Raw genomic sequence first — 26,492 nt, forward strand, 5'->3', positions numbered from 1 at the left:
CTATGAGTGCTGTCATTTCCCCGACAGGCTCCGACCGGCCGCGTCCGTCCTCCTCCGAGGCCACCGGACCCGGCGACACCGGCCCCGACCACACCGACCCCGGCCGCACCAGCCCCGCTGACACCGGGCCCGCGGACACCGGACCCGCGGACACCGGACCCCCGGTCGTCGCCCTCCGGGGCGCGGTCGCCACCGTCGGAGGGCGGCCGGTGCTGCGCGGCGTCGACCTGACCGTCCGGCCGGGCGAAGTGGTCGCCCTGCTGGGCGCCAACGGCTCCGGCAAGTCCACCACCGTGAAGAGCGTGATCGGCTCGGTGCCGCTGGAGCACGGCGACCTGGAACTGTTCGGGCGCCCCCGCCGCAGGTTCCGGGACTGGCACCGGATCGGGTACGTCCCGCAGCGCACCACCGCGGCCGGCGGGGTGCCGGCCACCGTCCGCGAGGTGGTCTCCACCGGACGGCTGCCGCAGCACCGGCTGCTGCCGTTCCGCCGCAAGGACCGGGCCGCGGTGGACCGGGCGCTGACCGCCGTCGGCATGCTGGACCGGGCCGGAGACGGGGTGGCCCACCTGTCCGGCGGGCAGCACCAGCGGGTGCTGATCGCCCGCGCCCTGGTCGGCGTCCCCGACCTGCTGATCATGGACGAGCCGATGGCCGGGGTCGACGTGGACAGCCAGCAGGTGCTCGCCGACATCCTCCGCAGCGAGGTGGAGCGCGGCTGCGCGGTGCTGCTGGTGCTGCACGAGCTCGGCCCGCTGGAGCCGCTGATCGACCGCGCCGTGGTGCTCCGCGACGGCTGCGTGGCGCACGACGGGCCGCCGCCCCGGAACGTCGGCCAGCACGCGCTGCCCGGCCACGACCACGTCCACCCGCACGCCGACGACCACCACCGCACCACCCAGGGGCTACTGGCATGATCGAGATGTTCCAACCCGACTTCATGCAGCGGGCGTTCCTCGCCGCCGTCCTGGTCGGCGTCACCGCGCCCTCGATCGGCATCTACCTGGTGCAGCGCCGACAGGCGCTGATGGGCGACGGCATCGGGCACGTCGCGCTGACGGGCGTCGGCCTCGGCTTCCTGTTCCAGGCCAACCCGATGTGGACGGCGGTGCTGGTCTGCGTGCTCGGCGCCGTCGTGATGGAGCTGGTCCGGGCCCGCGGCAACCAGCGCGGCGACATCGCGCTGGCGATGCTCTTCTACGGCGGCATGGCCGGCGGCAAACTGCTGGTCTCGATGAGCAGCCAGTCCGGCGCGGGCAGCCTGGAGAGCTACCTGTGGGGCTCCATCCTGTTCGTCTCCCCCGGCGACCTGGCGGTGATCGGCCTGCTCGCCGCGGTGGTCCTCGCGGTCACCGTGGGCCTGCGCCGCCAACTGTTCGCGGTCTGCCAGGACGAGGAGTTCGCCCGGGTCACCGGCCTGCCGGTGCGGGTGCTGAACCTGCTGCTCGCGGTGATGGCCGCGGTCACCGTGACCGTCGCCATGCGGGTGGTCGGCCTGCTGCTGGTGAGCGCGCTGATGGTGGTCCCGGTGGCGGCCGCCCAGCAGTTGACCCGCTCCTTCGCGGCCACCCAGGCCACCGCGATCGGCGTGGGCGTGGTGACGGCGCTGCTCGGCGTCGGCACCTCCTACCAGGCCGACCTGCCGTCCGGACCGACCATCGTCTTCCTCGCCATCCTCACCTTCGCCCTGTTCAGCGCGATCGCCGCCCCGCTGGCCAGGCGGCGCCACCGGGCCTCGGCCGAACACGGTCCGGCGGTGTGCGACGTGGCCCTGCCCGGCGGCGCGAACTCCACCCGCGATCCGGGAACCGCGGAGGGCGCCGGCGCAGTCGTGGAGACCACGGAGCCGGTCCGGGCACCGGCGGGGGCCGCGGTCGGCAAGCCGTTGTCGGGGGAGTCACTGTCAAGTCGGGGGCTGGCACAATGATGTGCGAAACCACCCGATCAGCAGGAGGACCCACGGTGACAACCGCAGGCCCGTCGCCGCGCGCGCGATCGACTCGGCAGCGCACCGCCGTCTCGGCGGTCCTGGACGAGATTGAGGACTTCCGCAGCGCGCAGGAACTGCACGACATGCTCAAGCACCGGGGCGACTCGGTGGGTCTGACCACCGTCTACCGCACGCTGCAGTCGCTGGCCGAGGCCGGCGAGGTGGACGTGCTGCGCACCGCCGAGGGCGAGGCGGTCTACCGGCGGTGCAGCAGCGGGCACCACCACCACCTGGTGTGCCGGCACTGCGGGGCGACCGTCGAGGTCGAGGGCCCCGCGGTCGAACGCTGGGCCAACGCGGTCGCCGCCGAACACGGCTTCAGCGACATCGCGCACACGCTGGAGATCTTCGGCACCTGCGGCGACTGCGCCGCCAAGCAGCAGCAGGCGGAGTAGCCGCACGGCGACCGGGCGGCGTGCGCCGCCCCGGCCCCGGCAGCAGCGAGGGCCCGGATCGGAGCAGTCCGATCCGGGCCCTCGGCCGTCCCGCGCCGCACGGGCGCACATCACACGGGCCCCACCGCACGCGCCCGCACCGCATGGGCCCACCTGCCGCGCGGGCCCGTGCGGCAGGTGGGCCCGCGCGGCGGGCCGGTCAGCGCTGCGGCGGGAGTTCGGCGTTGACGTCGTTGGGGAGCGCCCCGCCGAAGCGGCGGTCGCGGCGGGCGTACTGCTCGCAGGCGCGCCACAGGTCGCGGCGGTCGAAGTCCGGCCAGAGCACGTCCTGGAAGACCAGCTCGGCGTAGGCGGACTGCCAGGCGAGGAAGTTGGAGGTGCGCTGCTCGCCGCTGGGGCGCAGGAACAGGTCGACGTCCGGCATGTCCGGGTAGTACAGGTACTTGGCGAACAGCTTCTCGTTGACCTTCTCCGGGTTGAGCTTCCCGGCGGCGACGTCGCGGGCGATCGCCAGCGCGGCGTCGGCGATCTCGGCCCGGCCGCCGTAGTTGAGGCAGAAGTACAGCGTCATCGCGTCGTTGTTCTTGGTCTGCTCCTGGGCGACCTGGAGCTCCTGGACCACGCTCTTCCACATCCGCGGCATCCGGCCGGCCCAGCGGATCCGGATGCCCATGGCGTCCATCTCGTCGCGGCGGCGGCGGATCACGTCCCGGTTGAAGTTCATCAGGAACTTCACCTCGTCCGGGGAGCGCTTCCAGTTCTCGGTGGAGAACGCGTACAGCGAGAGGTTCTTGACCCCGACCTCCAGGCAGCCGCGCAGCACGTCCAGGACGACGCCCTCGCCGACCCGGTGGCCCTCGGTGCGGGGCAGGCCGCGCTCCTTGGCCCAGCGGCCGTTGCCGTCCATGACCACCGCGACGTGGTTGGGGACCAGCTCACCGGGGATCTTCGGCGGCTTGGCACCGCTCGGGTGCGGGGCCGGGGCCTCGTACGTCCGCTTGCTGCCGAACAGCCGTCGCGCGACCATGCTCATTTCTCCACGTATCTCATCGAGCGGATGCCCCGCTCCAGGTGCCACTGCAGGTAGGCGGCCACCAGCCCGCTGCCCTCGCGCCAGTACCGCGGCTCGCAGCCGTCGGCGGTCTGCCAGTCTCCGGAGAGCAGCGCGCCGAGCAGTACCAGTGTCTCAGGGGAGGGTACGGCACTTCCGGGCACCCGGCAGTCGCCGCACAGCACGCCACCGGCCTGGAGCGAGAAGAAGCGGTTGGGGCCGGGCAGCCCGCAGCGGGCGCAGTCGGTGAAGCTCGCGCCGTAGCCGTTGACGGCGAGCGAGCGCAGCAGGAAGGCGTCCAGCACCAGGTGCGACTGGTGGGTGCCGGCGGCCAGCGTGCGCAGGGCGCCGACCAGCAGCAGGTACTGCTGGACGGCCGGCTGGCCCTCGTTCTCGGCGAAGCGCTCGGCGGTCTCCAGCATCGCGGTGCCCGCGGTGTAGCGGGCGTAGTCGTCGACGATCCGGGCGCCGTAGGGGGCGATGGTCTCCACCTGGGTGCACAACGGCAGGGTGCGGCCGACCAGTTCGCTGCCGCGGCTGAAGAACTGGATGTCGACGTGCGAGAACGGTTCGAGGCGCGCGCCGAACTTCGACTTGGTCCGGCGCACTCCCCGGGCCACCGCCCGCACCTGGCCGTGCTGGCGGGTCAGGAAGGTGATGATCCGGTCGGCCTCGCCGAGCTTCTGGGTGCGCAGCACGATGCCGTCGTCGCGGAAGAGACTCATGGTGGAACCCATTGTCCCGCACCCCGCCGACAACCCGGCCGGACGGCGGCAGAAGCGGCAGAAGCGGCGGAGACAGCAGAGGCGGCGGCGCGCAGCCGTGAGCCCGCACCGGGGTTGTGGGGGCTTTCACCCGTGCGGTGCGGGACACGGCGGGCCCGGGAGGGGGGATTTCGGGCCCGGCTCGTGGGTGGTGCGGACGGAAAGGAGAGAAGGCGGGAGGCGGGAGGCGGGAGACGGAAGGAAGGAGGGACGGGTCAGTGCGAGGCGCGGGTGGCCGCCTCCAGCAGCTGGTCGACCTGCGGGGTGGTGAGGCGCAGGCAGCGGCCGACCACGGCGAGCGCGGCCCGCTCCTGCGGGAGGTAGCGGCCGTCGGCCAGGGCGACCATCGCGCCGAGGGTGAGCAGTCGTTCGCGGCCCTGGACGGCGAGGTGCGGGGCGAGCGGTTCGAGCGCGGCGTGCAGTTCGACGGCGAGTCCGCCGCCCTCGACGTCCACGTCGATCGGTTCGCCGCCGCCGTGGCCGGAGAGCGCGGCGAGCGCGGCCAGCACCTGGGCCTCGCCGCAGTCGTCGAACCCGGCCTCCTTGATCACCGCGCAGGCCGCTTCGCGTCCGCTGCGCCCGGCGGTGCCACCGGCGGCGAGCGCGGCCAGGGCGATGGTGTACTGGGCGTCGCGGAGCATCGCGCCGAGCCGGACCGAGGTCAACTGCTCCAGGGCGTCGACCCCGTAGCGGGCGCGGCAGGAGGTGCACTGGACGCCGCGGACCACGCCGCCGAGCGGCAGGACCGGCGTCCCGAGCAACCGCAGCCACCGTCGGCCGTGCTGCCGACGGTAGTTGCGGTCTCCACCACAGCCCGGGCAGAAGAATTCACCGAGGACATCCGTCCGCCACCGAGGGCGAACACCCCACAACCCTGTCACGGCGCCACTCCCCAGACATGGCAGGCGGCCTGCACATCAATGGGCAGGTCACGCGACCGGACGCCGACGTCGTCCCACCGACCCCGGTTCCGGTCCGACGATGTTGCCACGGTTACCGGCTCGTGTCAGCACCCTGAACGGGTGCCGAGGGGAAAATTTGTGACCGGGGCCACATCCGGTCGGCGACACCGCCCCGAGCCCCGCACCACGGGCCGGACATCTCCTGATGACCCGTCAATCTCCTTTGCGGGAAAGGCGGGAGACCCTCAAGGGCGCGGCCCGCAGAAGCGCGGAGGGGACCCGCCGGTGGCGGGCCCCCTCCGAGGACGCGGGAGCGCGGGGCGGCGTCAGCCGCGCTGCTCGGCCCGGTTGACGGCGCTGACCAGGGCCTTCAGCGAGGCCAGCACGGTGTTGCCGTCCACACCCACGCCCCACAGCACCTTGTCGCCGACGGCGCACTCGACGTACGCGGCGGCCTGCGCGTCGCCGCCCTCGCTCAGCGCGTGCTCGGCGTAGTCCAGGACGCGGACGTCCACGCCGATCGAGGCCAGCGCGTTGACGAACGCGGAGACCGGGCCGTTGCCGGTGCCGGTCAGGGTGACCAGGGTCCCGTCGACGACCGCCTCGGTGCTCAGCGCGTCGCGGCCGTCCTCGGTGGTCAGGCTGCGGGAGCCGCTCAGCGAGATCCGGCCCCACGGGTTGGCCGGGGTCGGCAGGTACTCGTCCTGGAAGACGGCCCAGATGTCGGCGGGGGTGACCTCGCCGCCCTCGGCGTCGGTCTTGGCCTGGATGATCTTCGAGAACTCGATCTGCATCCGGCGCGGCAGGTCCAGCTTGTGGTCGTTCTTCAGCACGTAGGCGATGCCGCCCTTGCCGGACTGCGAGTTGACCCGGATGACCGCCTCGTAGCTGCGGCCGACGTCCTTCGGGTCGATCGGCAGGTAGGGAACGCCCCAGGTGTGCTCGGAGACCGGGACGCCCGCGGCGGCCGCGTCGGCCTCCAGGGCGTCGAAGCCCTTCTTGATCGCGTCCTGGTGCGAACCGGAGAAGGAAGTGAAGACCAGGTCGCCCGCGTAGGGGTGGCGCTCGGGCACCGGCATCTGGTTGCAGTACTCGGCGGTGCGGCGGATCTCGTCGATGTCGGAGAAGTCGATCATCGGGTCGACGCCCTGGGAGAACAGGTTCATCCCGACGTTGACCAGGTCCAGGTTGCCGGTGCGCTCGCCCTGCCCGAACAGGCAGCCCTCGACCCGGTCGGCGCCGGCCATCACGGCCAGTTCGGCGGAGGCGACGCCGGTGCCGCGGTCGTTGTGCGGGTGGGTGGACAGGCAGACGAACTCGCGGCGCGACAGGTTCCGCGACATCCACTCGATCTTGTCGGCGTAGACGTTCGGGGTGGAGCGCTCGACGGTGGTCGGCAGGTTCAGGATGATCTCGCGGCCCTCGCCGGGCTGCCACACGTCCATCACCGCCTCGCAGACCTCCAGCGCGTAGTCCAGCTCGGTGTCGATGAAGATCTCCGGCGAGTACTCGTAGCCGAAGACCGTCTCGTCGCCCAGGATCTTCTCGGCGTACTCCATCACCAGCCGGGTGCCGTCCACCGCGATGGCCTTGATGTCGTCCTTGCTCGCCTTGAACACCACCCGGCGGAACAGCGGCGAGGTCGCGTTGTACAGGTGGACGGTGGCCCGCGGCGCGCCCTTCAGCGACTCGACGGTGCGCTCGATCAGGTCCTCGCGGGCCTGGGTCAGCACCGAGATGGTGACGTCCTCGGGGATCGCGCCTTCCTCGATCAGCGAGCGGACGAAGTTGAAGTCGGTGGCGCCGGACGACGGGAAGCCGACCTCGATCTCCTTGTAGCCCATCTTCACCAGCAGGTCGAACATCTTGCGCTTGCGGGCCGGCGACATCGGGTCGATCAGCGCCTGGTTGCCGTCGCGCAGGTCGGTGGACAGCCAGCGCGGGGCCTGCGTGATGACCTTGCTCGGCCAGGTCCGGTCCGGCAGGTCGACGGCGCCGAAGGGCACGTAGCGCTGGAACGGCATCCCCGAGGGCTTCTGCTGCACGGTGGCGGCGGTGATCGGGGTGGGGCGGTCGATGAACGCGCGGGCGACGGAGGACTGTTCGGTCATGGTGAGCTCTCGGCTTCCGTTGTCGAAGGCGGTCTGCGGTCGGGGGATGGAGGACACCCGACTCGGCCGACTGAATGCGCCGCGAAAGATCACACTGGGCGCAACACGACTCCCCGCGGCGAGGGGGGCCGGCCTTGACTGGACTACAGGCCCTCGCCGCGGCAGCTAAGAAGAAGCAGCCGGATACGCATGATGCCGCCACTGTAACAAGACGGACGGGGCCGGCGCAGTGAGCCCTGCCACGATCCCACCCACTGAGACGCCCGGCGGGCGGCGGACCGGTGCCCGCCGGCCTCCCGCCGGCCTCCCGCCGACCTCCCGCCGACGGCGGACCGGCTGCGGGGAGTTGGTGAAAAGCCTCGGCAAACCCCTCCGTTGCGTAGCACACTGACAACCATGCGTATCCAGGTCACCCGCACCGGCGGGTTCGCCGGGCTGCTCCGGTATGCCGAGATGGACACCGAGGAGCGTCCGGACGCCCCGCACGTGCACGCCCTGGCCCGCGAGGCGGTGGCCGGGGGGCTGCGCACGCCCGCGTACGGCGTGCCGGACGGCTTCCACTACGAGATCACCGTCGACGGCCGCACCGTCCACTGCGCCGACCCGAAGCTCACCGACTCCCAGCGCGAGCTGGTCGGCCTGGTGCTGCGCGAGGGGGCCTGAAAGCCCCGGCCGGGGCACGGAGCACAGGGCACGGGGCACGGGGCCCCGTGGGGCCCGCGGGCCCCACGGGCTCAGATCCAGCCGTCCAGCGAGGCCAGGAAGCCCGCGGGGTCGTCCCGGTGGATGCAGTGCCCGGCCCCCGGCACGGTGCGCACCTCGAAGCCGCGGCGGCGCAGCTCGGCGGCCTCCACCCCGGTCACCAGGGCGCTCGGGTCGGCGAGTTGGACCAGCGAGGGGACGACCGGGGCGCCCGGCAGCACGGACAGCCCGGGGTGCGACCACAGGCCGACCGCGGTGTCGGTGTCCCAGAGCGCGAGGGAGGCGAGCTCGGCGTCCACGTCCTCGGCGGCCCAGTCGGGGTGCATGGTGGTGATGAACTGCCTGGTCCCGAAGCGCTTGAAGCTGACGAAGGGCTCCGGCCCGAGCCCGGGGCGGTCGTAGACGAAGGCCGGGTCGCTGTAGACCGCCCGGGCGGGCTTCAGCCGCTCGACGGCCCGCCAGAGCGCGAGCGCGCCCATCGAGTGGCCGATCGCCAGGTCCGCCCCGGCGGGCAGGGTGTCGACCAGGTCCTGGGCGAACTGCTCGGGCCCGTACCGCTCGGCGGCCGTCGCGCCGGGGCCGCGCGGGGAGGCGCCGTGGCCGCGCAGGTCGACGGCGAGCACCCGGTAGCCGCGCTCGGCGAGCGCGGGCCCGATCACCCGCCAGGTGCGGTGGTCGGCCTGGATGCCGTGGACCAGCAGGGCGGTGCGCCCGCCCCCGCCCCACTCGTGGGTGTGCAGTTCCATCCCGGCCGGTCCCTCCCCTTGTGACGACCCGTCAGAAGCCGAGCTTACGCAGCTGCTTGGGGTCGCGCTGCCAGTCCTTGGCCACCTTGACGTGCAGGTCCAGGTAGACCGGGGTGCCCAGCAGCGCCTCGATCTGCTTGCGGGCGGTGGTGCCGACGTGCTTGAGGCGGGCGCCCTTGGCGCCGATCACGATGGCCTTCTGGCTCTGCCGCTCGATGTACACGTTGGCGTGGATGTCCAGCAGCGGTCGGTCGGCGGGGCGGCCCTCGCGCGGGATCATCTCCTCGACCACCACGGCCAGCGAGTGCGGCAGTTCGTCGCGCACGCCCTCCAGCGCGGCCTCCCGGATCAGCTCGGCGACCATGGTCTGCTCGGGCTCGTCGGTGAGGTCGCCGTCCGGGTACAGCGGCACGCCCTCGGGCAGCAGCTTGGTCAGCAGCTCGCCGACCAGCTCGACCTGCTGGTCGCCGACGGCGGAGACCGGGATGATCTCGGCCCACTCGATGCCGAGCTCGGCGCCCATCTGGTGGACGGCGATCAGCTGCTCGGCGAGCCGCTTGGAGTCGACCAGGTCGGTCTTGGTGACGATCGCGACCTTCGGCGTCTTGCGGATCTCGGCGAGCTCCTTGGCGATGAACTTGTCGCCGGGGCCGAGCTTCTGGTCGGCGGGCACGCAGAAGCCGATCACGTCGACCTCGGCCCAGGTGGTGCGGACCAGGTCGTTGAGCCGCTCGCCGAGCAGGGTGCGCGGCTTGTGCAGCCCGGGGGTGTCCACCAGCACGAGCTGGGAGTCGGGGCGGTGCACGATGCCGCGCACGGTGTGCCGGGTGGTCTGCGGGCGGTCGGAGGTGATCGCGACCTTCGTCCCGACCAGGGCGTTGGTCAGGGTCGACTTGCCCGCGTTGGGACGGCCGACGAAACACGCGAACCCGGAGCGGTACGGGGAGGAAGGGGCATTCATGGCACCCATTGTCGCCGATCGCGGGGGCCGCCCCGGTCATTGGGCGGTCAGCCGGTCTTCTTCCCGCCGCCGCCGGTGATCGCGCCGACCACGACGAGCGCCAGCAGGACCAGGGTTCCGGCCAGCCACCAGGGGGATCCGGTCTCGTGCCAGCGCCCGAAACCCATGACGCAGAGCAGCAGTCCGCAGAAGAACGCCGCGACGCCCATGTCCCCTCCCCCGCCGGGACCGACCCCGGCCGGTGCGATTATCGCACCCGAGAGGCCCGGCGGAAGAGCGGACGACGGCCTCACTCCGCCGCGGCGGCCAGCTTCAGCACCCCGTCCGGCCCGGCCAGCAGCACCGGCGTCCCGGCCCCGCCCAGGTCCCGCACGGCGGCCAGGTCACCCGCCGCCGGGGCGTCCGCCTCGGACACCACCGCGGCCGCCTCCAGGCCCTTCGCCCCGCTCGCCACCGCCATCGCCACCGCGGTCTGCAGCGCGGTCAGCTCCAGCGACTCCAGGGCCACCGTCCCGGCCACGTACGTCCGCCCGGTCTCGTCCCGGACCGCGGCCCCCTCGGCCACGCCGTTGCGGGCGCGGGCCGAGCGGGCCAGCGTGATGATCTTCTTGTCCTCGGGGTCCAGCTCGGAAATCTCGGTCATGGCCCCGAGCATAGTGAGGCCGCTCGCCCGGGCCGACCCGGCCGGACACCCCGGCCGATCCGGCCGCACACCCGGGCCGACCCGGCGGGGGCCCCGGCAGCCCAGGCCGGGTGCCCGCGCACGGCCCCGCTCAGCCCTTGAGCAGCGCCCCCTCGCCCGCGGGCGCGAACTCGGCGAGCGCCGCGTCGATCCGGCCCAGCGTCGCGGCGTCCAGCACCAGGTCGGCCGCGGCCTGGTTCTCCGCGATGTGCGCCGGGGTCCGGCTGCCCGGGATCGGCACCACGTGGTCGTCCTGGTACAGCAGCCAGGCCAGCGCCAACTGGCCGGGGGTGACGCCGAGTTCGGCGGCGATGGCGCGCAGCGGGGCGTACCGGTCGTTGTTGGCGGCCAGGTTCTCGGCGGAGAAGCGGGCCTGGTGCTGCCGGAAGTCGCCCTCGCCGAGCTGCTGCACGGTGCCGGTCAGGAAGCCGCCGCCGAGCGGGCTCCAGGCGACCACGCCGATGCCCAGTTCGCGGGCGGCCGCCAGCAGTTCCGGGTCGACCGGCTGCCACATCGACCACTGGGTCTGCACCGCCGCCACCGGGTGCACCGCGTGCGCGGCCCGCAGCTGCGCGGCCGTCACGTTGGAGACGCCCAGGTGCCGGACCAGCCCGTCGGCGACCAGTTCGGCGACCGCGCCGACGGTGTCCTCGAAGGGCACCTGCGGGTCCGGGAAGTGCGGGTAGTACAGGTCGATCACGTCGGTGCCGAGGTTGCGCAGCGACTGCTCCGCGTAGCCGCGCACGTGCTTGGGCTCGCAGTTCACCGCCAGCTCGCCGAACGCGAAGTGCACCGGGAAGCGGTGCGCCTCGGCGCCCTCCGGCACCCGGAAGCCGAACTTGGTGGCGAGCACCACCTCGTCCCGGCGCTCCCGGACGGCCCGGCCGACCAGTTGCTCGTTGTGCCCGTCGGCGCCGTAGCCGTCCGCGGTGTCGATCATCCGGGCCCCGGCGTCGATCGCGGCCCGCAGCGCGTCCTGCCCGCGCTGCTCGTCGGTCTCGCCGTACATGCCGGGCGAGAGCACCATCGCCCCGAACCCGACCGGCGAGCTGACCAGCGCTCCGAGCGTGCGTTCCGTCATCGTCGTTCCCCCTCCAAGCAGACTGCGGCCCGACGGATCTGACGGTCCGTCGGGCCTGGGCGGTCCTACTCTACGACGAAGTGATCAATGCCTTCCGGGTCAGTGCCCGGACGGGTCGGGCGGACCCGGGCGGAGCACCTTCACCAGGGCGGGCGGGCCGTCCGGGCGGGTGTTGCCGCCGGAGTGCCGTTCCTTCCAGTACGGGTTGTCGTGCGGCAGGTGGCTGCTGACCCGGCCGTACATACCGAAGGTCAGCACCACGAAGCCGAACACGAAGCTGAAGATGACGTTGGAGATGTGGAAGGCGAGCCGGTTGGCGCTGGAGTCCAGCACCATCAGGCCGACGAAGCCGGCCAGCACGAACAGCACGCCCATGACCATGTTGATGTTGGAGGCGGTGTTGCCGCCGATCACGGCGCCCAGGATCAGGATCCCGCCGGCCACCAGCGACAGCACGCTCAGCGCCCCGTTGCTGGACAGGCCGATCACCTCCTTGCCGGAGGTGTCCAGGAAGCCCGGGTGGGCCCCGGTCAGGCCGAGGATGCCGAACACCACCAGGAACAGCCCGCACAGGCCCGCGCCGTAGCGGTAGACCGTGCCGAGCCGGTGGTCGACCGGGAGTTCGTCGTGCAGTCTCATCAGGTCCTCCCCGCGTGGTCGGACCGGAGGAACGGCACTTCGTGGAGGTACAGCGACCCGCACTGCTGGCAGCAGTGCAGCCCGGTGCCCCAGGCCTCCTCCGGCCTGCTCTCGGCGTCCGAGGCGATCTCGGCGCCGCACATGCCGTGCGAGGGGTCGACGGCACGGACCACGTGCCACCTGGCCACCCCGCCGGCCGGCCCGCTCGGGCCGTACTCCGCGCGCAGTAGATGTGCCATGTCTTCCACGGTGCGCACGCCCGGGGCGGCACCGCAAACGGGCCCCGGGCCGAACCGTCCCAACCGGCACCACCGATTGGGACAGCCCGTCCAAGGGCCCGTCCAGGGCCGTCCAGGCCCGTCCGAACAGCGCGCGGACGGCCACGCCCGGGGCTGCCCGCCGGGCCGGCCCGGGCGCTAGGAGGCGGCCTCCTCGGCCGGCTCCTCGTCCTCCCGGGCGGCGGTCCGCACCGGGGTGGCCACCACGGTGCCGATCCGGTTGCGCCGGCCCGCCGAGCTCTCCGCGGTCAGGCCGATCGCGGCCAGGCCGCTGCCCTCCGGCACCGGCACCTCGCAGGAGGAGCCGGGGATCGGCACCCGGCCCAGGCACTTGGCCAGCAGCCCGCCGACGGTCTCCACGTCCTCGTCGTCCAGCTCGATCCCGAACAGCTCGCCGAGGTCCTCCACGGTGAGCCTGGCGGTGATCCGGTAGGAGCCGTCGCCGAGGTCCTCGACGGGGGCGATCTCCCGGTCGTACTCGTCGGTGATCTCGCCGACGATCTCCTCCAGGATGTCCTCGATGGTGACCAGCCCGGCGGTGCCGCCGTACTCGTCGATGACGATGGCGACGTGCGAGCGCATCTGCTGCATCTCGCGCAGCAGGTCCGCGGCGGGCTTGGAGTCGGGGACGAACACGGCGGGGCGCATCACCGAGTCGACCTGGTCGGACTCGGCGTCCCGGTTGATGTGGGTGCGGCGCACCAGGTCCTTGAGGTAGACGATGCCGACCACGTCGTCCTCGTTGTCGCCGACCACCGGGATCCGCGAGAAGCCGGAGCGCAGCGCCAGGGTCAGGGTCTGCCGGACGGTCTTGTGCCGCTCGATCATCACCAGGTCGGTGCGCGGCACCATCACCTCGCGGACGATGGTGTCGCCCAGCTCGAAGACCGAGTGCACCATCCGGCGCTCCTCGTCCTCGATCAGGTCGTCCTTCTCGGCGAGGTCGACCAGGGCCCGCAGTTCGGCCTCGGAGGCGAACGGGCCCTCCTTGTAGCCCTTGCCGGGCGTCAGCGCGTTGCCCAGCAGGATCAGCAGGCGCGGGATCGGCCCGAGGATCCGGGCCAGCGGCAGCAGCACGTAGGACGCGGCGGTGACGGTGCTCAGCGGGTGCTGGCGGCCGATCGTGCGCGGGGAGACCCCGACCGCGACGAAGGACACCAGCACCATCACGCCGAACGCCACCAGCACGGCCTGCCAGGTCTGCTGGAAGCTGCGCACGCACACCACGGTGACCAGCACCGCGGCGCCCATCTCGCTGGCGACCCGGATCAGCGTCGCCAGGTTGAGGTAGCGGATGTTGTCGGAGGCCAGGGTCAGCAGCCGGTCGGAGCCGCGCCGCCCGGAGCGGACCGCCTCCTCGGCCCGGAAGCGGGACATCCGGGAGATGCCCGCCTCGGCGCACGCCGCCAGCCAGCCGAGGCCGACCAGCAGCAGCGCGCCGATCAGGAAGCTCGTACTCTCACCACTCACAGCGGGCCGGCCCTCAGTGGACGGTCGGCGCGGGCGACAGGCCGGACAGGCCGCGGCCGGCCCGCCAGTCGTCCAGGATCCGCTTCTGGAGGGCGAACATCTCGCGCTCCTCGTCGGGCTCCTCGTGGTCGTAGCCGAGCACGTGCAGCACCCCGTGGACGGTGAGCAGCTGCAGCTCCTCGTCCATCGAGTGCTCGGTGGGGGCGGCCAGGCCCTGCTGCTTCGCCACCTCGGGGCAGAGCACGATGTCGCCGAGCAGGCCCTCCGGCAGGTCCTCGCCCTCCTTGCCCGGACGCAGCTCGTCCATCGGGAAGGACATCACGTCGGTCGGTCCTGGCAGGTCCATCCACTGGACGTGCAGCTCCGCCATCGACTCGCTGTCGTAGAGGATCACGGAGAGCTCGGACTGCGGATGGATCCGCATCTTGTCGAGGGCGTAGCGGGCGACGTCGAGGATGGACTCCTCGTCGACGTCCCACCCGGACTCGTTGGCGATGTCGATCGACATGGAGGGCTCAGTACTCAGCTTTCGGTGCGATGGGACTGCCGGGGCGCCCGGGCGCCCCGCCGTTGGACGGGTTTGCGGTCGCCGGACTCCTCGGCCTCCTGCCGGGCGTCCCAGCGTTCGTACGCATCCACGATGCGGCCGACCAGCTTGTGCCGCACCACGTCGGTGCTGGTCAGCACCGAGAAGTGGATGTCGGGCACGTCGGCGAGGATCTCCTGGACCACCTTGAGGCCGGAGCGGGTGCCGCCCGGCAGGTCGATCTGGCTGGTGTCGCCGGTCACGACCACCCGGGAGTTGAAGCCCAGGCGGGTCAGGAACATCTTCATCTGCTCGGGCGAGGTGTTCTGCGCCTCGTCGAGGATGATGAAGGCGTCGTTCAGGGTGCGGCCGCGCATGTACGCGAGCGGGGCCACCTCGATCGTCCCGGCCGCCATCAGCCGCGGGATCGAGTCGGGGTCCATCATGTCGTGCAGCGCGTCGTAGAGCGGGCGCAGGTACGGGTCGATCTTCTCGTAGAGGGTGCCGGGCAGGAAGCCCAGCCGCTCCCCCGCCTCGACGGCCGGCCGGGTCAGGATGATCCGGTTGACCTCCTTGGCCTGCAGCGCCTGCACGGCCTTGGCCATCGCCAGGTAGGTCTTGCCGGTGCCGGCCGGGCCGAGGCCGAAGACGATGGTGTGCTTGTCGATCGCCTCGACGTAGCGCTGCTGGTTGAGCGTCTTGGGGCGGATGGTGCGGCCCCGGTTGGACAGGATGTTCGCCGTGAACACCTCGGACGGGGCCGGGTGGGCCGGGTCCTCGGCGGCGCTCCTGAGCATGCTGATGGAGCGCTCCACGGCGTCCTCCGTCAGGGGTTGGCCGGTGCGCAGCACCAGCATCATCTCGGTGAAGAGCTGCTTGACGAGCGCGACGTCGGCGGGCGTGCCGGTGGCCGTCACCTCGTTTCCGCGGACGTGGATGTCGGCTCCCGGGAAGCCTTCCTCGATCACTCGCAGGAGCGAGTCGGCCGCACCCAGCAGGGTGACCATCGGGTGCTTCTCCGGAATGACGATCCGGGTGCTGGTGGACGCCTCGTCGGGGCGCCGCTGTCCGTCGGTGCGGGTCTGCGGTGTGTCAGTCATGGGTCGGCGCTGCGGCCTGCCTCATCCCAATCCGTCGTGTCGTGTGGCTCGGGCTCTCCGGGTCACCAGGGTACGCCGCGCGGGTGTCCGCCGGAGCGGCGCGGCGGCTTCGATGGTGGGGTCTCCCGCCCGGATGTGCGAGCGGTTTTCCGCACGTCCGGGCGGAACGGCGGGCCGGACGGCGGCCCGGCTGCGGCCCGGGCTGCGGGTGCGGCGGCGGTCGGTGGCGGTCAACGGCGGTCAGCGGCGCGGCGGGACGGGGATCCTGGCCAGGTCCTCGGCGACCGTGACCGTGCCGTCGAAGTGCCTGCGGGCCTCCGCGAGGTGCTCGGCGAGGTCGGGGTAGCGCTGCGAGAAGTGCGTGAGCACCAGGGTGCGCACCCCGGCCCGGGCGGCGACCCGCGCGGCCTGGGCGGCGGTCAGGTGGCCGTGCTCCTCGGCGAGCGCCGCGTCCCGGTCGAGGAAGGTCGCCTCGATCACCAGCAGGTCGGCGCCCTCGGCGAGTTCGTGCACCCCGTCGCAGAGCCTGGTGTCCATCACGAAGGCGAACCGCTGGCCGGGCCGGACCTCCCCGACCTGCTCGGCGGTGACCGTCCGCCCGTCCAGCTCGATCCGGCCCTCGCGCTGCAGCACGCCCACCGCGGGGCCCCGCAGGCCGAGTTCGCGCAGCTTCTCGGGGCGCAGCCGGAAGCCGTCCGGTTCGGTCACCCGGTAGCCGAACGACTCCACCGGGTGGGAGAGCCGCACCGCGGCGAGCTCGAACGGGGCGCCGGGGGCGTCGAGCGGGCCCGCGGCGGTGATCGGGCGCTCGCGGATCTCGGCGGTGGCGTGGTAGGCGCTGGCGTGCCGCAGCCGGTCGAAGAACTCCTGCCCGGAGGCCGGGTAGTAGGCGTCGACCGGGTGCGGGACCCGGTCCAGGTTGATCCGCTGGACGATGCCGGGCAGGCCCAGGCAGTGGTCGCCGTGGAAGTGCGTCACCGCGATCCGGCTGATCCCGGTGGCGCTCACCCCCGCGTGCAGCATCTGCCGCTGGGTGCCCTCCCCGGGGTCGAACAGCAGCCCCTCGCCGTCCCAGCGCAGCAGGTACCCGTTGTGGTTGCGGTGCCTGGTCGGCACCTGGCTGGCGGTGCCGAGGACGACGAGTTCACGCTGCGACAACGCTCAGACCAGCCCCTCGGTGAGCGGCTCGCCGCCCAGCACGTGCACGTGCGCGTGGAACACGGTCTGTCCGGCGTCCGCACCGGTGTTGAAGATCAGCCGGTACGACTCCAGGCCGTCGTCCCCGGCCGCGGCGCCCGCCTCGACGAGGAGTTCGGCCGCGATCCCCGGTTCGGCGGCGGCCAGTTCGGCCGCGTTGGGGTGGTGCACCCGCGGGATGACCAGCAGGTGCGTGGGCGCCTGCGGGTTGATGTCCCGGAACGTCAGCGTCCGGTCGGTCCTGCGCACCACGGTCGCCGGGATGTCCCCCGACACGATCTTGCAGAACACGCAGTCCGCCTGCGGCTCGCCGGCCATCTCCCGCGCTCCTTCCTGGGTTTCCGTCACTGGTGCCACGACCTTACAGCGGTCAGCGCACCACGATCCGGTAGGTCCGGTGTTCGCGGTACTCCCGGTCGAAGTCCCCGCAGGACTCCCAGCAGTTGTCGACCGTCAGCTCGGTGGTGCCGCGGCCCACCGCCCGGAACACCAGGTACAGCTCGCCGCCGTCGCCCAGGTAGCGCGGGTTGCCGCGGACCCGGTCGGTGCCGGTGGGGACCACCACCCCCGGGTCGGGCGGGGGGCCCACCGTCCGGTGCTCGGTGCCCGGTTGGACGGCCAGCTTCCAGTGCAGCGAGAACACCTGGCCGCGGCGGACGGTGACCTCCCGGACGTCCGAGGGGAACACCCGGCCGTGGTTGGTCCGCCGCCCCTCCCCCCAGAGCGGCACCACCAGCACCAGCAGCACCGCCGCCCAGGCGGCCCGCCCCCTGGTCACCCGCAGCGCCCGCGACGCCCGCGGCGCCCGCGACGCCCGCGGGCGTACGGTCCGCACCGCCCCCGCCGCGCTCACCCGCGGCGCCCGGGTCCGCCCGGGCGGCCCGGGCGGCCCGTGCGGCGCAGTTCGAGGAGCGCGGCGACCGCCTCCAGCCAGTCGGCCACCAGGGCCCCGGCGGCCGCGTCGTCGGCGTCCAGCACCGCGGCGGCCCCGGCCAGCCACTCCCCGGCGAGCTCCGCCGCGCCGGGGCCGACCAGCGGCTCCGGCAGCCCGGCGGCGGCCCGGAGCCCGGCGGCCCGGACCACCTCGGACAGGTAGGAGACGGCGTACGGGGGCACCTCGCACCGTTCGGCCAGCAGCGCGGCGGCCACCGCCCCGTCGGCGAACAGCGCCCGGCGGTGCGGCCCGTCCGCGGGCAGGCCGAAGCGCAGCAGCGCGGGCACGTCCAGGGCGGCGAGTTCGGCGTCCGTCCGACCGGGCGGGGGCGCGGGGCTGTTCATCGGGGTGCTCGGCTCACTTCGGTAGGCGGACGCTGGTGGCGGTGTCCATCGGGGAGGGCTGGTCGAGGGTGCTGCCCATGCGGTCGTGCACGAAGTCGTCCTCGGTGATCCAGACGGTGTAGCCCCACGGGTTGTAGACCTGGAGCTGGTCGCCGCTGTGCCCGATGATCATCAGTTGGTGGCCCTGGTCGCCGCCGCGGATGGTCACGGGGACGGGCCGGCCCCCGTCCACGGCCTTCTCCACGTCGATCAGCACGTCGCGCCGGGCGTCCTGGCCGCCGAGGTCGACGTTGCGGTACTCGGTGCCGGTGACCGCGCCGACCTCCTCGTTCATCACGTCCCGGGACTGGCCGTCGCTCAGGCCGTCCCGCCCGACCAGCGGCAGGTCCTGGTACCACTCCCGGCTGCCCCGGTAGACCCGGTTCTGCTCGGCGGTCAGCCGCTGCGTGAAGGCGTCCCGGTTGTCGTACCGCGGGTCGCCGGGGTGGCCGCCGGTGGTGAGCTGCAGGGCGTAGACCGGGTCGGCCATCGCCCGCATGGTGACGGTGGAGGCGGCCACGCAGGTGGGGGCGGCGTCGGGCTGCTGCCAGCGGGCGCCCGGCTCGCCGACCGGCCGGAGGTGGTCGATGCCGGCCGCGGGGGCGGCCGAGTCGAGCCGGACGGGGCTGAGCCGGTCGCCCAGCCAGTGCGGGTCGGCGCCGTGGTCGTGGATCTGCCGGTCGAAGGCGGCGACCTCGTCGACGCCGTGGCCCGCGGCCAGCGCCTTCAGCAGGTAGGCGCGCTCCTGGGGCGAGCCGGAGTCGGCGAGCAGGCGGTCCATCCGCTGCCGGTCGGCGGGGCCGAGGCGGTCCAGGGACCGGCCCGCGCGGGCGGCGTCCTCGGGGCCGAGGATGCGGTTGAGGTCGCCGAGGGCGGTGGTGCCGGTGAGCGTCAGGCGGTCGGCGGCGCTCAGGCCCCGGGCCCGCAGCCGGGCGGCCTCGGCCCCGGCGGCGAGCCGGTTGAGTTCGGCGGCGGCGCGGTGCCCGGCCTCCTCGGCCTGCTGCGCGGCGTCGAGCATCGCGGCGACGCCCTCCCGGGCGGCGGCCTTGGCCTCGTGCATCCGGTCGTCGTCCCAGGAGGCGGGGTCGGGCAGGCCCTCCCAGGTGGTGAGGTCGGCGAGCAGGCCGGAGGCGTGGAACAGCGGGCCGCGGGCCGCGTCGTGCCGGGCCCTGGCGCGGTCGAGCACGTCGCACAGTTCGAGCAGCCGCCGCCCGGCCTGCTGGTAGGCCCGGGCCATCCGGTCCAGGTCGTCGGCGGAGGCCCTGACCACCTCGGCCGCGGTCTCGCCGACCCGTCCGGTCCACGCCTCGGGGAGTTCGCCGGAGCCGACGCCGGCCACCGCCAGCCAGACCTCGGAGACCCGGGCGGCGGCGTCGACGCAGGCCCGGCCCAGGTTGTCGAGCGCGTCGGGGCTGCCCGCGGGCCCGGGGAGCCGGACGGCCGCGTCCACGGCCTCCTTCAGGTCGCCCGCGCCCCACATCCCGTGCGCGGCGGCGATGGCGCGGTCGAGCGACTCGACCTGTTCCCGGTGCGTCTTCATCGGCGTGCCGACTCCCCCTCCGCGGTGGCGGGTTGCTTCCTCCGGCGCCCGCACCCCGGCCGGCGCCCGCGCAGCGACCGGTGCGGGCACCCCGACCGGCGCGGGCACCCCGACCGGCGCGGGCGGTTCACCACTGCCGGGTCAGCGATCCGGCCACCGCGTGGTCGGTGTCGCGGTAGTTGGCGGCGCTGCGCCGCACCTTGTCGGCGAGTTCGTGCAGGGCCTCGACGTTGAGCAGCCGCTCGTCCCGCCAGGAGGCGAAGAAGTTGCCCGCCGCGTCGGCCACGCCGTAGTCGCCGACCCGGGCGGCCGTGAACTCGCCCAGGCACTCCAGCCCGCCGCCCGCCGACTCCAGGTCGTCCCCGGCCCGCTCCAGCTTCCGGCCGCACTCCTCCAGCGCCTCGTGGTCCACGCTGAAATCCGGTGTTCCCAACGCTCCCCCCCCGGTCGTCACTGCGTGCACCCTAGCGGTAACCGCCCGGCGCCGGAAGGACGCGTCGAACGACCGGCCGCCCCGCGGGCGACCGGTCGTTCGTCGGCGCACCTTCCCGGGACGGGGTCAGTCCAGCGGGGGCGGGGTCTTGGCGGGGGTGCGGTCCAGGGCGTCCAGGGCGAGGCGGACGGCGGTCTCCAGCTGGGGGTCGCGCCCGGCCGCCCAGTCGTGCGGGGCGATCGGGACCTCCACGTCGGGGGTGACGCCGCGGTTCTCCAGCTGCCAGCCGTAGCCCTCCAGCCAGAAGGAGTACTTGGGCTGGGTGACCAGCATCCCGTCGACCAGCGCGTACCGGCTGTCGATGCCGATGACGCCGCCCCAGGTGCGGGTGCCGACCACCGGGCCGATGCCGAGGGCCTGGATCGCCGCGTTGACGATGTCGCCGTCCGAGCCGGAGAACTCGTTGGCCAGCGCGACCACCGGGCCGCGCGGGGCGTCGCCGGGGTACGGGTCGGGGTGGGCGAGGTCGCGGCCGTGGTTCCAGCCGACGATCCGGCGGGCCAGCTTCTCGACGATCAGCTGCGAGGTGTGGCCGCCGCGGTTCTCCCGCAGGTCGAGCACGAGCCCCTCCAGGGACATCTCGAACCGCAGGTCGCGGTGGAGCTGCGCCCAGCCCGCGCTCTGCATGTCGGGGACGTGCAGGTAGCCGAGCCGCCCGCCGGACAGCTCGCGGACGGCGGCCCGCCGCCCGGTGACCCAGTCGTGGTAGCGCAGCGCCTCCTCGTCGTCGAGCGGCACCACGACGGGGTGGCGCTCGCCGCCGTCCCTGCCGCTGACGGTGAGCTCGACCGGCTGGTCGGCGGTGCCCGCCAGCAGCGGGGCCGGACCGGCCACCGGGTCGACCGGCCGCCCGTTGACCGCCAGGAGCGCGTCGCCGGGCCGGACCGCCACGCCGGGCGCGGCCAGCGGGGAGCGGGCCCGCGGGTCGGAGGACTCGCCGGGCAGCACCCGGGCCACCCGCCACACCTCGCCGTCGCGCACCAGGTCCGCGCCGAGCAGACCCTGCTGGCGGGCCGCCTCGGTGCCGCGGCCGGGCGGCAGCACGTACGCGTGCGAGGTGCCGAGCTCGCCGACCGTCTCCCACAGCAGGTCGACCAGGTCGGAGCGGCTGCCGAGCCGCTCCACCAGCGGCCGGTAGCGCTCCAGCACGCCCGCCCAGTCGACGCCGTTCAGGTCGGCGCGCCAGAAGTTGTCGCGCATCAGGCGGCCGTTCTCGTCGAACATCTGCCGCCACTCGGCGGCCGGGTCGACGGTGACCCGGACCCGGTCCAGGCCGACCTCGGCCTCGTCGTCCTCCCCGGCCTTCTGGTCGGCGGGCACGATCCGCAGCGAGCCGCCGTCCAGCACCGCGACCCGGGCGCCGTCGCCGCTGACCGCGAACGCGTCGACGCCGGTGAGCAGTTCCTCGGCCCGGCGCTTCTTCAGGTCGAACCGCTCCAGCGCGGTGCGGGCCGGTTCCTCGTCCAACGAGGCGGCGCTGTCGCCGAGTTCGCCGCCGAACGGGAACCTGGTCCACAGCACCCCGTCCTTCGCCGCGCGCAGCGCCCCGAACCGCCCGGCCTCCACCGGGAACGGCACGATCCGGTCCGCGAGGCCCTCCAGGTCGACCCGGGTGCCCGGCACCGCGGCGTCCTTCTCGCCGTCCTTGGCGTCCTCCTCCTCGCCGCCCACCGGCCGCCCGCCGCGCTGCGGGCCGAACGGCGACGGGGTGTCGGCGGCCAGCGTCAGCAGGTACGGGCGGGTGCCGCCGGGGAAGGACAGGTCGAAGGCGTGCTGGTCGTACACCGGGTCGAAGGTGCGCACCGAGAGGAACGCCAGGTGCTTGCCGTCCGCGGTGAAGGCGGGCGAGTAGTCGTGGAAGCGCTGCGGGGTGGCCTCGCTGACGGTGCGCGAGGTCAGGTCGGCCAGCATCACCTGGCGCAGCGACCACGGGCCCAGCACCGGCTGCGACCAGGCCAGCCACGCCGAGTCCGGGCTGAACACCAGCCCGCTCACCTCGCCGTCCCCGCTGTGCGCCAGCTCGTTCACCGCGCCGTCGCTGAGCGCCACCAGCAGCACCCGGCCGTCGTGCGAGGCCACCGCGAGCTGCTTGCCGTCCGGCGAGACCGCCAGGCCGCGTACCCGCCCGAGCTGTCCGGCCGCCAGCCGCCGCCGCTCCGCGCCCAGCACCGCCGGGGCGTGCTCCAGCGCGTCCTCGCCCTCGGCGTCGGTCACCCACACCGCGCCCTGCGCGCCCTCCTCGCCGGGCACCGCCCGGGCCAGCCGGGCCCGCACCCCGGGCGTCTCGTCCAGCACCCGGGCCGGGCCCTCCCGGTGGGTGACCCAGTGCACCGTGCCGCGCACCACCACGGCCGCGGCCCGGCCGGTGCGGTCCGGGGCGGCGCTCTCCACCTGCCCGGCGGCGGACGTCGGGTGCGGGCGGCGCCCGGTCCGGGGCCCGGCCGGGCGGACGTCCAGGCGGCGCGGCTCGGCCCCGTCCAGGTCGTCCAGCAGCCACAGCCCGCCCGCGCTCTGCCAGACCACCCGGCGGCCGTCGGTGGACGCCTGCCGGGCGTAGAACCCGTCCTCCGCCGCGCCGTGCGCCCGCAGGTCCGAGCCGTCCGGGAGGCTGGAGTACAGCCGTCCGACGCCCTCGTGGTCGGACAGGAACGCGACCCGGTCGCCGACCCACATCGGGCACTCCAGCTGCCCGTCCAGGTCGGCGTGCAGCCGCTCGAACTCGGCCCCGCCGATCCACAGCTTCCCGGCCCGGCCGCCCCGGTAGCGCTTCCAGTGCGCGGCCTCCCGGTTGTGCGTTCCCAGCAGCACCCGCCCGCCGGCGGCGCCCTCCGGCACCGGCTCGAACGCCAGCGCGCCGATCGGCCCGTACGGCAGCCGCTCCGGCTCCCCGCCGTCGAGCGGCACCGCGAACGCCCAGGTCCGCCGGATCGTCTCCTGCCCCGCCGTGGTGATCGCCAGCGGCCGCCCGTCCGCGCTCCACCCCACCAGCGCGGTGAACGGGCTCCCCCAGTACGTCAGCCGCCGCGCCGCGCCGCCCTCCACCGGCCCGACGTGCACCTCCGGCGCCCCGTCCCGGGTCGACGCCCACGCCAGCGACCGCCCGTCCGGCGAGAACCGCACCGCGCCCACCGGGGCCTGGTCCGCCGTCACCCGCCAGGCCCGGCCGCCCTCCAGGGGCGCCAACCAGACGTCGTCCTCGGCGACGAACGCCACGACGTCGCCGTGCAGGTGGGGGTGGCGCAGGTAGCCGCGCGTAGATTCGGTCATCCCGCCAGCCTAGGACGCGGAGCCCGCGATCCGTCAGCAGAAAGCCCGAAACGCGAAGCCGTACGCGCGGCAGCCCTCCCGCTACCCCCAGCGCCCGGTGCGCCCCAGCAGGAGGGCGCCCGCCGCGACGCCCGCCGTGGAGGTGCGCAGGACGGAGGGGCCGAGGCGGTGGGGGGTGGCGCCGACCTCGGCGAAGGCGGCGATCTCGTCCGGGGAGACGCCGCCCTCGGGCCCGACGACCAGGACGATCTCGCCCGCGGCCGGGAGCGGCGCGGTGGCCAGCGGCAGCGACCCCTCCTCGTGCAGGACGGCCGCGAAGTCCGCCGCGGCGAGCAGCGGCAGCAGCTGCCGGGTGGTGACCGGCTCCCGGACCTCCGGGAACCGCAGGCGCCGCGACTGCTTGCCCGCCTCGCGGGCGGCGGCCCGCCACTTGGCGAGCGCCTTGGCGCCGCGCTCGCCCTTCCACTGGGTGATGCAGCGGGAGGCGGCCCAGGGGACGATCGCGTCGATCCCGGCCTCGGTCATGGTCTCGACGGCGAGTTCGCCGCGGTCGCCCTTGGGGAGGGCCTGGACGACGGTGATCCGGGGCGCGGGCCCGGGTTCGTCGCGGACGGCGGCGACCAGCACGTCGAGGGCGTCCTTGCCGTGCAGGGCGGCGACGGTGCCGTCGGCGCCGCGGCCGCGGCCGTCGGCGAGGGTGAGGGCCTCGCCGGGCCCGAGGCGTTTCACGGCGACGGCGTGGCGGCCCTCGGGGCCGTCGAGGCGGACGGTCGTGCCGGGGGCGGCGCCCGTCAGGTCGTCGACGACGAACACGGGTGCGGTCATCGGTGCAGCGGTCCTCTCAGCGGGGCCCATCGGAGAAAACGGCCGGGAGAACAGGCCCTGCTGGCCGGGCGCGAACTGCCCGGAGGGACGCTCCTCGCCGCGGAGCATGGCGAGCCGCCGCAGCAGCTCCTCCTGCTCGGGGTCGAGCTTGGTGGGCGTCTGCACCTCGACGTGCACTATCAGGTCGCCCCGGCCGCCGCCGCGCAGGTGGGTGATGCCGCGGCCGTGCAGCGGGATCGACTGGCCGGACTGGGTGCCGGGCCGGATGTCGACCTCCTCCAGGCCGTCGAGGGTCTGCAGCGGCACCTGGGTGCCGAGCGACGCGGCGGTCATCGGGATGGTGACGGTGCAGTGCAGGTCGTCGCCGCGCCGCTGGAAGGTCGGGTGGCTGGTCTCGGCGATCTCGACGTACAGGTCGCCGGCGGGGCCGCCGCCGGGGCCGACCTCGCCCTCGCCGGCCAGCTGGATCCGGGTGCCGTTGTCGACGCCGGCCGGGATCTTCACGGTGAGGGTGCGGCGGGCGCGGACCCGGCCGTCGCCCGCGCACTCGGGGCAGGGGGTGGGGACGACGGTGCCGAAGCCCTGGCACTGCGGGCAGGGGCGGGAGGTCATGACCTGGCCCAGGAAGGACCGGGTGACCTGGGAGACCTCGCCCTTGCCGCGGCACATGTCGCAGGTCTGCGCGGAGGTGCCGGGGGCGGCGCCCTCGCCGTTGCAGGTGGTGCAGGTGACGGCGGTGTCGACCTGGAGCTCCTTGGTGGTGCCGAACGCGGCCTCCTCCAGGGTGATCTCCAGCCGGATCATGGCGTCCTGGCCGCGACGGGTGCGCGAGCGCGGGCCGCGCTGGCCGGTCGCGGCGCCGAAGAAGGCGTCCATGATGTCGGAGAAGCCGAACCCGGCCGCCCCGGCGCCGAAGCCGCCCGCGCCGCCGCCGTTCGGCGAGAGCGGGTCCCCGCCGAGGTCGTAGACCTGGCGCTTCTGCGGGTCGGAGAGCACCTCGTAGGCGGCGTTGATCTCCTTGAACCGCTCCTGCGTCTTCGGGTCCGGGTTGACGTCCGGGTGCAGTTCACGGGCGAGGCGCCGGAACGCCTTCTTGATCTCGTCCTGCCCCGCGTCGCGTCGGACGCCGAGTACCGCGTAGTAGTCCGTGGCCACCAAATGCTCCGGTTTGTTCCGCCTCTAGAAGTGCCTGCGACGGCACGCTGCCTGTTGCGCCGTTCCGCTGCGCCTGCGCCGCCCCGCTACGACTCGTCCAGGATCTGGCCGACGTACCGTGCCACCGCGCGCACCGCCCCCATTGTGCCCGGGTAATCCATCCGGGTCGGACCGATCACTCCCAGCTTTGCCACGCTCTGGTCGCCCGAACCGTAACCGACCGAGACGACCGACGTGGAATTGAGCCCCTCGTAGGCGATCTCGTGGCCGATCCGGACCGTCATCGCGGAGTCCGCCGTCTCACCCAGCAGGCGCAACAGCACCACCTGCTCCTCCAGGGCCTCCAGGACCGGCCGGATGGTGAGCGGGAAGTCGTGGCCGAAACGGGTCAGGTTGGCGGTGCCCGCCAGCATGATCCGCTCCTCGTTCTGTTCGGCCAGCGCCTCGAACAGGACCGTCAGCACGGTGCTGACGGCGGGCCGGTCGGCGGGCTCGAAGCCGCCCGGCAGGTCCTCCAGGACGGTCGGCACCTCGGGCAGCCGACAGCCGCCCGCCATGCCGTTGAGCCTGGCCCGCAGGTCGCCGAGCAGGGCCTCGCCGACCGGCGCGGGGCAGTCGACCATCCGCTGCTCGACCCGGCCGGTGTTGGTGATCAGCACCAGCATCAGCTTGGTCGGGGTGAGCGACACCAGTTCGATGTGCCGCACGGTGGAGCGGGTCAGCGAGGGGTACTGGACGACCGCGACCTGCCGGGTCAGCTGGGCGAGCAGCCGCACCGTCCGGGCCACCACGTCGTCCAGGTCGACCGCGCCCTCCAGGAAGTGCCGGATCGCCCGGCGCTCGGGGGCGGTCATCGGCTTGACCTCGGCGAGCCGGTCGACGAACAGCCGGTAGCCCTTGTCGGTGGGGATCCGGCCCGCACTGGTGTGCGGCTGGTGGATGTACCCCTCCTCCTCCAGCGCGGCCATGTCGTTGCGGACGGTCGCCGGGGAGACGCCCAGGTTGTGGCGCTCCACCAGGGCCTTGGAGCCGACCGGCTCCTCGGTGCCCACGTAGTCCTGGACGATCGCCCGGAGCACCGCGAGCCGCCGCTCGTCCAGCGGCCGGACGGACGGGCGCGTGTCGATGAGTCGGCCGTCGGGCTTGCCGTCGTCCGGCATGGGCACGCACCTCCGTCGTCGTCCGTTGTTCCGGTGTCCGCTCCGGACTGGCACTCAGCTGGGCAGAGTGCCAGAACCGTACGTGCCAGTGTACGGCCCGGGCCTGACGGCAGGAACGGTCCGCCCGCGTGATCCTCGTC

General features: G+C 73.8%; 27 protein-coding genes and 1 pseudogene. 4 read left to right on the top strand and 24 right to left on the bottom strand.

Annotated elements, in window-relative coordinates:
• The first annotated feature begins 2 nt into the window (after positions 1 to 2).
• From OO57_RS00460 to OO57_RS00470, 3 genes are read left to right on the top strand one after another with little or no spacing between them, the layout of a single operon-like run.
• The gene (locus OO57_RS00460; protein ID WP_234337170.1) at positions 3 to 917 is read left to right on the top strand and encodes a metal ABC transporter ATP-binding protein; all 915 of its coding nucleotides are present in this window, start codon (positions 3 to 5) and stop codon (positions 915 to 917) included.
• Positions 914 to 1,927: a metal ABC transporter permease gene (locus OO57_RS00465; RefSeq protein ID WP_033250179.1), complete on the top strand. Its 1,014-nt coding sequence runs from the start codon at positions 914 to 916 to the stop codon at positions 1,925 to 1,927. Before OO57_RS00460 ends, OO57_RS00465 begins: the two co-directional genes overlap by 4 nt.
• Before the next feature lie 35 nt (positions 1,928 to 1,962).
• Complete coding sequence (locus OO57_RS00470) at positions 1,963 to 2,385, top strand: Fur family transcriptional regulator (protein ID WP_033250180.1); 423 nt, start codon at positions 1,963 to 1,965, stop codon at positions 2,383 to 2,385.
• A 199-nt stretch (positions 2,386 to 2,584) separates the two neighbouring features.
• Here the strand turns inward: OO57_RS00470 and OO57_RS00475 are convergent, their stop codons facing one another.
• The 4 genes from OO57_RS00475 to leuA form a co-directional block, all read right to left on the bottom strand.
• Entirely contained in the window at positions 2,585 to 3,412 is an 828-nt protein-coding gene (locus tag OO57_RS00475; RefSeq protein ID WP_033250181.1) for an isoprenyl transferase, read from the bottom strand.
• Between the two features lie 2 nt (positions 3,413 to 3,414).
• Entirely contained in the window at positions 3,415 to 4,161 is a 747-nt protein-coding gene (gene recO / locus OO57_RS00480; RefSeq protein WP_033250275.1) for a DNA repair protein RecO, read from the bottom strand.
• Between the two features lie 254 nt (positions 4,162 to 4,415).
• Positions 4,416 to 4,961 (bottom strand): TerB family tellurite resistance protein, encoded by a 546-nt coding sequence (locus OO57_RS00485; RefSeq protein WP_324606758.1) that lies wholly within the window; start codon positions 4,959 to 4,961, stop codon positions 4,416 to 4,418.
• Between the two features lie 467 nt (positions 4,962 to 5,428).
• Complete coding sequence (gene leuA / locus OO57_RS00490; protein WP_033250183.1) at positions 5,429 to 7,213, bottom strand: 2-isopropylmalate synthase; 1,785 nt, start codon at positions 7,211 to 7,213, stop codon at positions 5,429 to 5,431.
• Positions 7,214 to 7,609: 396 nt separating this feature from the next.
• On the opposite strand from leuA, the gene OO57_RS00495 reads away from it, so the two are divergent.
• A complete protein-coding gene (locus OO57_RS00495) occupies positions 7,610 to 7,876 on the top strand; it encodes a protealysin inhibitor emfourin (protein WP_033250184.1) in 267 nt (88 codons plus the stop codon).
• Between the two features lie 71 nt (positions 7,877 to 7,947).
• On the opposite strand, the gene OO57_RS00500 is transcribed toward OO57_RS00495, so the two are convergent.
• From OO57_RS00500 to hrcA, 20 genes and pseudogenes are all read right to left on the bottom strand, one after another.
• Positions 7,948 to 8,661: an alpha/beta fold hydrolase gene (locus tag OO57_RS00500; RefSeq protein WP_033250185.1), complete on the bottom strand. Its 714-nt coding sequence runs from the start codon at positions 8,659 to 8,661 to the stop codon at positions 7,948 to 7,950.
• A 31-nt stretch (positions 8,662 to 8,692) separates the two neighbouring features.
• Complete coding sequence (era, locus tag OO57_RS00505) at positions 8,693 to 9,622, bottom strand: GTPase Era (protein ID WP_081973380.1); 930 nt, start codon at positions 9,620 to 9,622, stop codon at positions 8,693 to 8,695.
• A 47-nt stretch (positions 9,623 to 9,669) separates the two neighbouring features.
• Entirely contained in the window at positions 9,670 to 9,831 is a 162-nt protein-coding gene (locus OO57_RS43420) for a hypothetical protein (RefSeq protein WP_158714989.1), read from the bottom strand.
• Positions 9,832 to 9,911: 80 nt separating this feature from the next.
• Positions 9,912 to 10,265, bottom strand: a complete 354-nt coding sequence (locus tag OO57_RS00510; RefSeq protein ID WP_033250276.1) for a cytidine deaminase — start codon at positions 10,263 to 10,265, stop codon at positions 9,912 to 9,914.
• Positions 10,266 to 10,395: 130 nt separating this feature from the next.
• The gene (locus tag OO57_RS00515; protein WP_033250187.1) at positions 10,396 to 11,385 is read right to left on the bottom strand and encodes an aldo/keto reductase; all 990 of its coding nucleotides are present in this window, start codon (positions 11,383 to 11,385) and stop codon (positions 10,396 to 10,398) included.
• Positions 11,386 to 11,484: 99 nt separating this feature from the next.
• Positions 11,485 to 12,024, bottom strand: coding sequence for a DUF4383 domain-containing protein (locus tag OO57_RS00520; protein ID WP_051776277.1), 540 nt, complete (start codon positions 12,022 to 12,024; stop codon positions 11,485 to 11,487).
• On the bottom strand, positions 12,024 to 12,263 hold the full coding sequence (locus tag OO57_RS00525) for a hypothetical protein (RefSeq protein ID WP_033250278.1): 240 nt from the start codon (positions 12,261 to 12,263) through the stop codon (positions 12,024 to 12,026). Before OO57_RS00525 ends, OO57_RS00520 begins: the two co-directional genes overlap by 1 nt.
• Positions 12,264 to 12,440: 177 nt before the next feature.
• On the bottom strand, positions 12,441 to 13,772 hold the full coding sequence (locus tag OO57_RS00530) for a hemolysin family protein (RefSeq protein WP_051776279.1): 1,332 nt from the start codon (positions 13,770 to 13,772) through the stop codon (positions 12,441 to 12,443).
• Between the two features lie 13 nt (positions 13,773 to 13,785).
• Positions 13,786 to 14,280 (bottom strand): rRNA maturation RNase YbeY, encoded by a 495-nt coding sequence (gene ybeY / locus OO57_RS00535; RefSeq protein WP_033250188.1) that lies wholly within the window; start codon positions 14,278 to 14,280, stop codon positions 13,786 to 13,788.
• 14 nt (positions 14,281 to 14,294) lie between these two features.
• Positions 14,295 to 15,398 (bottom strand): PhoH family protein, encoded by a 1,104-nt coding sequence (locus OO57_RS00540; RefSeq protein ID WP_033250189.1) that lies wholly within the window; start codon positions 15,396 to 15,398, stop codon positions 14,295 to 14,297.
• 240 nt (positions 15,399 to 15,638) lie between these two features.
• On the bottom strand, positions 15,639 to 16,556 hold the full coding sequence (locus tag OO57_RS00545; protein WP_033250190.1) for a ribonuclease Z: 918 nt from the start codon (positions 16,554 to 16,556) through the stop codon (positions 15,639 to 15,641).
• A gap of 3 nt (positions 16,557 to 16,559) precedes the next feature.
• Positions 16,560 to 16,913, bottom strand: coding sequence for a histidine triad nucleotide-binding protein (locus OO57_RS00550; RefSeq protein ID WP_033250191.1), 354 nt, complete (start codon positions 16,911 to 16,913; stop codon positions 16,560 to 16,562).
• 52 nt (positions 16,914 to 16,965) lie between these two features.
• On the bottom strand, positions 16,966 to 17,373 hold the full coding sequence (locus OO57_RS00555) for a hypothetical protein (protein WP_158714990.1): 408 nt from the start codon (positions 17,371 to 17,373) through the stop codon (positions 16,966 to 16,968).
• Between the two features lie 71 nt (positions 17,374 to 17,444).
• On the bottom strand, positions 17,445 to 17,873 hold the full coding sequence (locus OO57_RS00560; protein ID WP_033250193.1) for a hypothetical protein: 429 nt from the start codon (positions 17,871 to 17,873) through the stop codon (positions 17,445 to 17,447).
• A gap of 13 nt (positions 17,874 to 17,886) precedes the next feature.
• The gene (locus OO57_RS43425; protein ID WP_033250194.1) at positions 17,887 to 19,452 is read right to left on the bottom strand and encodes a hypothetical protein; all 1,566 of its coding nucleotides are present in this window, start codon (positions 19,450 to 19,452) and stop codon (positions 17,887 to 17,889) included.
• A gap of 127 nt (positions 19,453 to 19,579) precedes the next feature.
• Positions 19,580 to 19,864, bottom strand: coding sequence for a WXG100 family type VII secretion target (locus OO57_RS00570; protein ID WP_033250195.1), 285 nt, complete (start codon positions 19,862 to 19,864; stop codon positions 19,580 to 19,582).
• A gap of 147 nt (positions 19,865 to 20,011) precedes the next feature.
• On the bottom strand, positions 20,012 to 23,212 hold the full coding sequence (locus tag OO57_RS00575) for a S41 family peptidase (protein WP_033250196.1): 3,201 nt from the start codon (positions 23,210 to 23,212) through the stop codon (positions 20,012 to 20,014).
• An 81-nt stretch (positions 23,213 to 23,293) separates the two neighbouring features.
• Positions 23,294 to 24,037 (bottom strand): 16S rRNA (uracil(1498)-N(3))-methyltransferase, encoded by a 744-nt coding sequence (locus OO57_RS44505; RefSeq protein ID WP_199811185.1) that lies wholly within the window; start codon positions 24,035 to 24,037, stop codon positions 23,294 to 23,296.
• A gap of 42 nt (positions 24,038 to 24,079) precedes the next feature.
• A pseudogene (gene dnaJ, locus OO57_RS44510) lies at positions 24,080 to 25,192 on the bottom strand (molecular chaperone DnaJ); the annotation flags it as partial.
• An 86-nt stretch (positions 25,193 to 25,278) separates the two neighbouring features.
• Positions 25,279 to 26,352, bottom strand: coding sequence for a heat-inducible transcriptional repressor HrcA (hrcA, locus tag OO57_RS00585; protein ID WP_051776280.1), 1,074 nt, complete (start codon positions 26,350 to 26,352; stop codon positions 25,279 to 25,281).
• Between the last annotated feature and the right edge of the window lie 140 nt (positions 26,353 to 26,492).

Origin of the sequence: Kitasatospora phosalacinea (genome assembly GCF_000717185.1) — a bacterium.
GTDB classification, from domain to species: Bacteria; Actinomycetota; Actinomycetes; order Streptomycetales; family Streptomycetaceae; genus Kitasatospora; species Kitasatospora phosalacinea_A.

Coding starts and splice junctions, on each gene's coding strand:
- OO57_RS00525 (WP_033250278.1), bottom strand. CDS start 12,263: ATGGCACATCTACTGCGCGCGGAGTACGGCCCGAGCGGGCCGGCCGGC.
- OO57_RS00575 (WP_033250196.1), bottom strand. CDS start 23,212: ATGACCGAATCTACGCGCGGCTACCTGCGCCACCCCCACCTGCACGGC.
- OO57_RS00465 (WP_033250179.1), top strand. CDS start 914: ATGATCGAGATGTTCCAACCCGACTTCATGCAGCGGGCGTTCCTCGCC.
- OO57_RS00460 (WP_234337170.1), top strand. CDS start 3: ATGAGTGCTGTCATTTCCCCGACAGGCTCCGACCGGCCGCGTCCGTCC.
- OO57_RS44505 (WP_199811185.1), bottom strand. CDS start 24,037: ATGACCGCACCCGTGTTCGTCGTCGACGACCTGACGGGCGCCGCCCCC.
- OO57_RS00510 (WP_033250276.1), bottom strand. CDS start 10,265: ATGACCGAGATTTCCGAGCTGGACCCCGAGGACAAGAAGATCATCACG.
- leuA (WP_033250183.1), bottom strand. CDS start 7,213: ATGACCGAACAGTCCTCCGTCGCCCGCGCGTTCATCGACCGCCCCACC.
- OO57_RS00500 (WP_033250185.1), bottom strand. CDS start 8,661: ATGGAACTGCACACCCACGAGTGGGGCGGGGGCGGGCGCACCGCCCTG.
- OO57_RS00560 (WP_033250193.1), bottom strand. CDS start 17,873: ATGAACAGCCCCGCGCCCCCGCCCGGTCGGACGGACGCCGAACTCGCC.
- OO57_RS00520 (WP_051776277.1), bottom strand. CDS start 12,024: ATGAGACTGCACGACGAACTCCCGGTCGACCACCGGCTCGGCACGGTC.
- OO57_RS00495 (WP_033250184.1), top strand. CDS start 7,610: ATGCGTATCCAGGTCACCCGCACCGGCGGGTTCGCCGGGCTGCTCCGG.
- OO57_RS00515 (WP_033250187.1), bottom strand. CDS start 11,385: ATGACGGAACGCACGCTCGGAGCGCTGGTCAGCTCGCCGGTCGGGTTC.
- era (WP_081973380.1), bottom strand. CDS start 9,622: ATGAATGCCCCTTCCTCCCCGTACCGCTCCGGGTTCGCGTGTTTCGTC.
- OO57_RS43425 (WP_033250194.1), bottom strand. CDS start 19,452: ATGAAGACGCACCGGGAACAGGTCGAGTCGCTCGACCGCGCCATCGCC.
- recO (WP_033250275.1), bottom strand. CDS start 4,161: ATGAGTCTCTTCCGCGACGACGGCATCGTGCTGCGCACCCAGAAGCTC.
- OO57_RS00540 (WP_033250189.1), bottom strand. CDS start 15,398: ATGACTGACACACCGCAGACCCGCACCGACGGACAGCGGCGCCCCGAC.
- OO57_RS00475 (WP_033250181.1), bottom strand. CDS start 3,412: ATGGTCGCGCGACGGCTGTTCGGCAGCAAGCGGACGTACGAGGCCCCG.
- hrcA (WP_051776280.1), bottom strand. CDS start 26,352: ATGCCGGACGACGGCAAGCCCGACGGCCGACTCATCGACACGCGCCCG.
- OO57_RS43420 (WP_158714989.1), bottom strand. CDS start 9,831: ATGGGCGTCGCGGCGTTCTTCTGCGGACTGCTGCTCTGCGTCATGGGT.
- OO57_RS00550 (WP_033250191.1), bottom strand. CDS start 16,913: ATGGCCGGCGAGCCGCAGGCGGACTGCGTGTTCTGCAAGATCGTGTCG.
- ybeY (WP_033250188.1), bottom strand. CDS start 14,280: ATGTCGATCGACATCGCCAACGAGTCCGGGTGGGACGTCGACGAGGAG.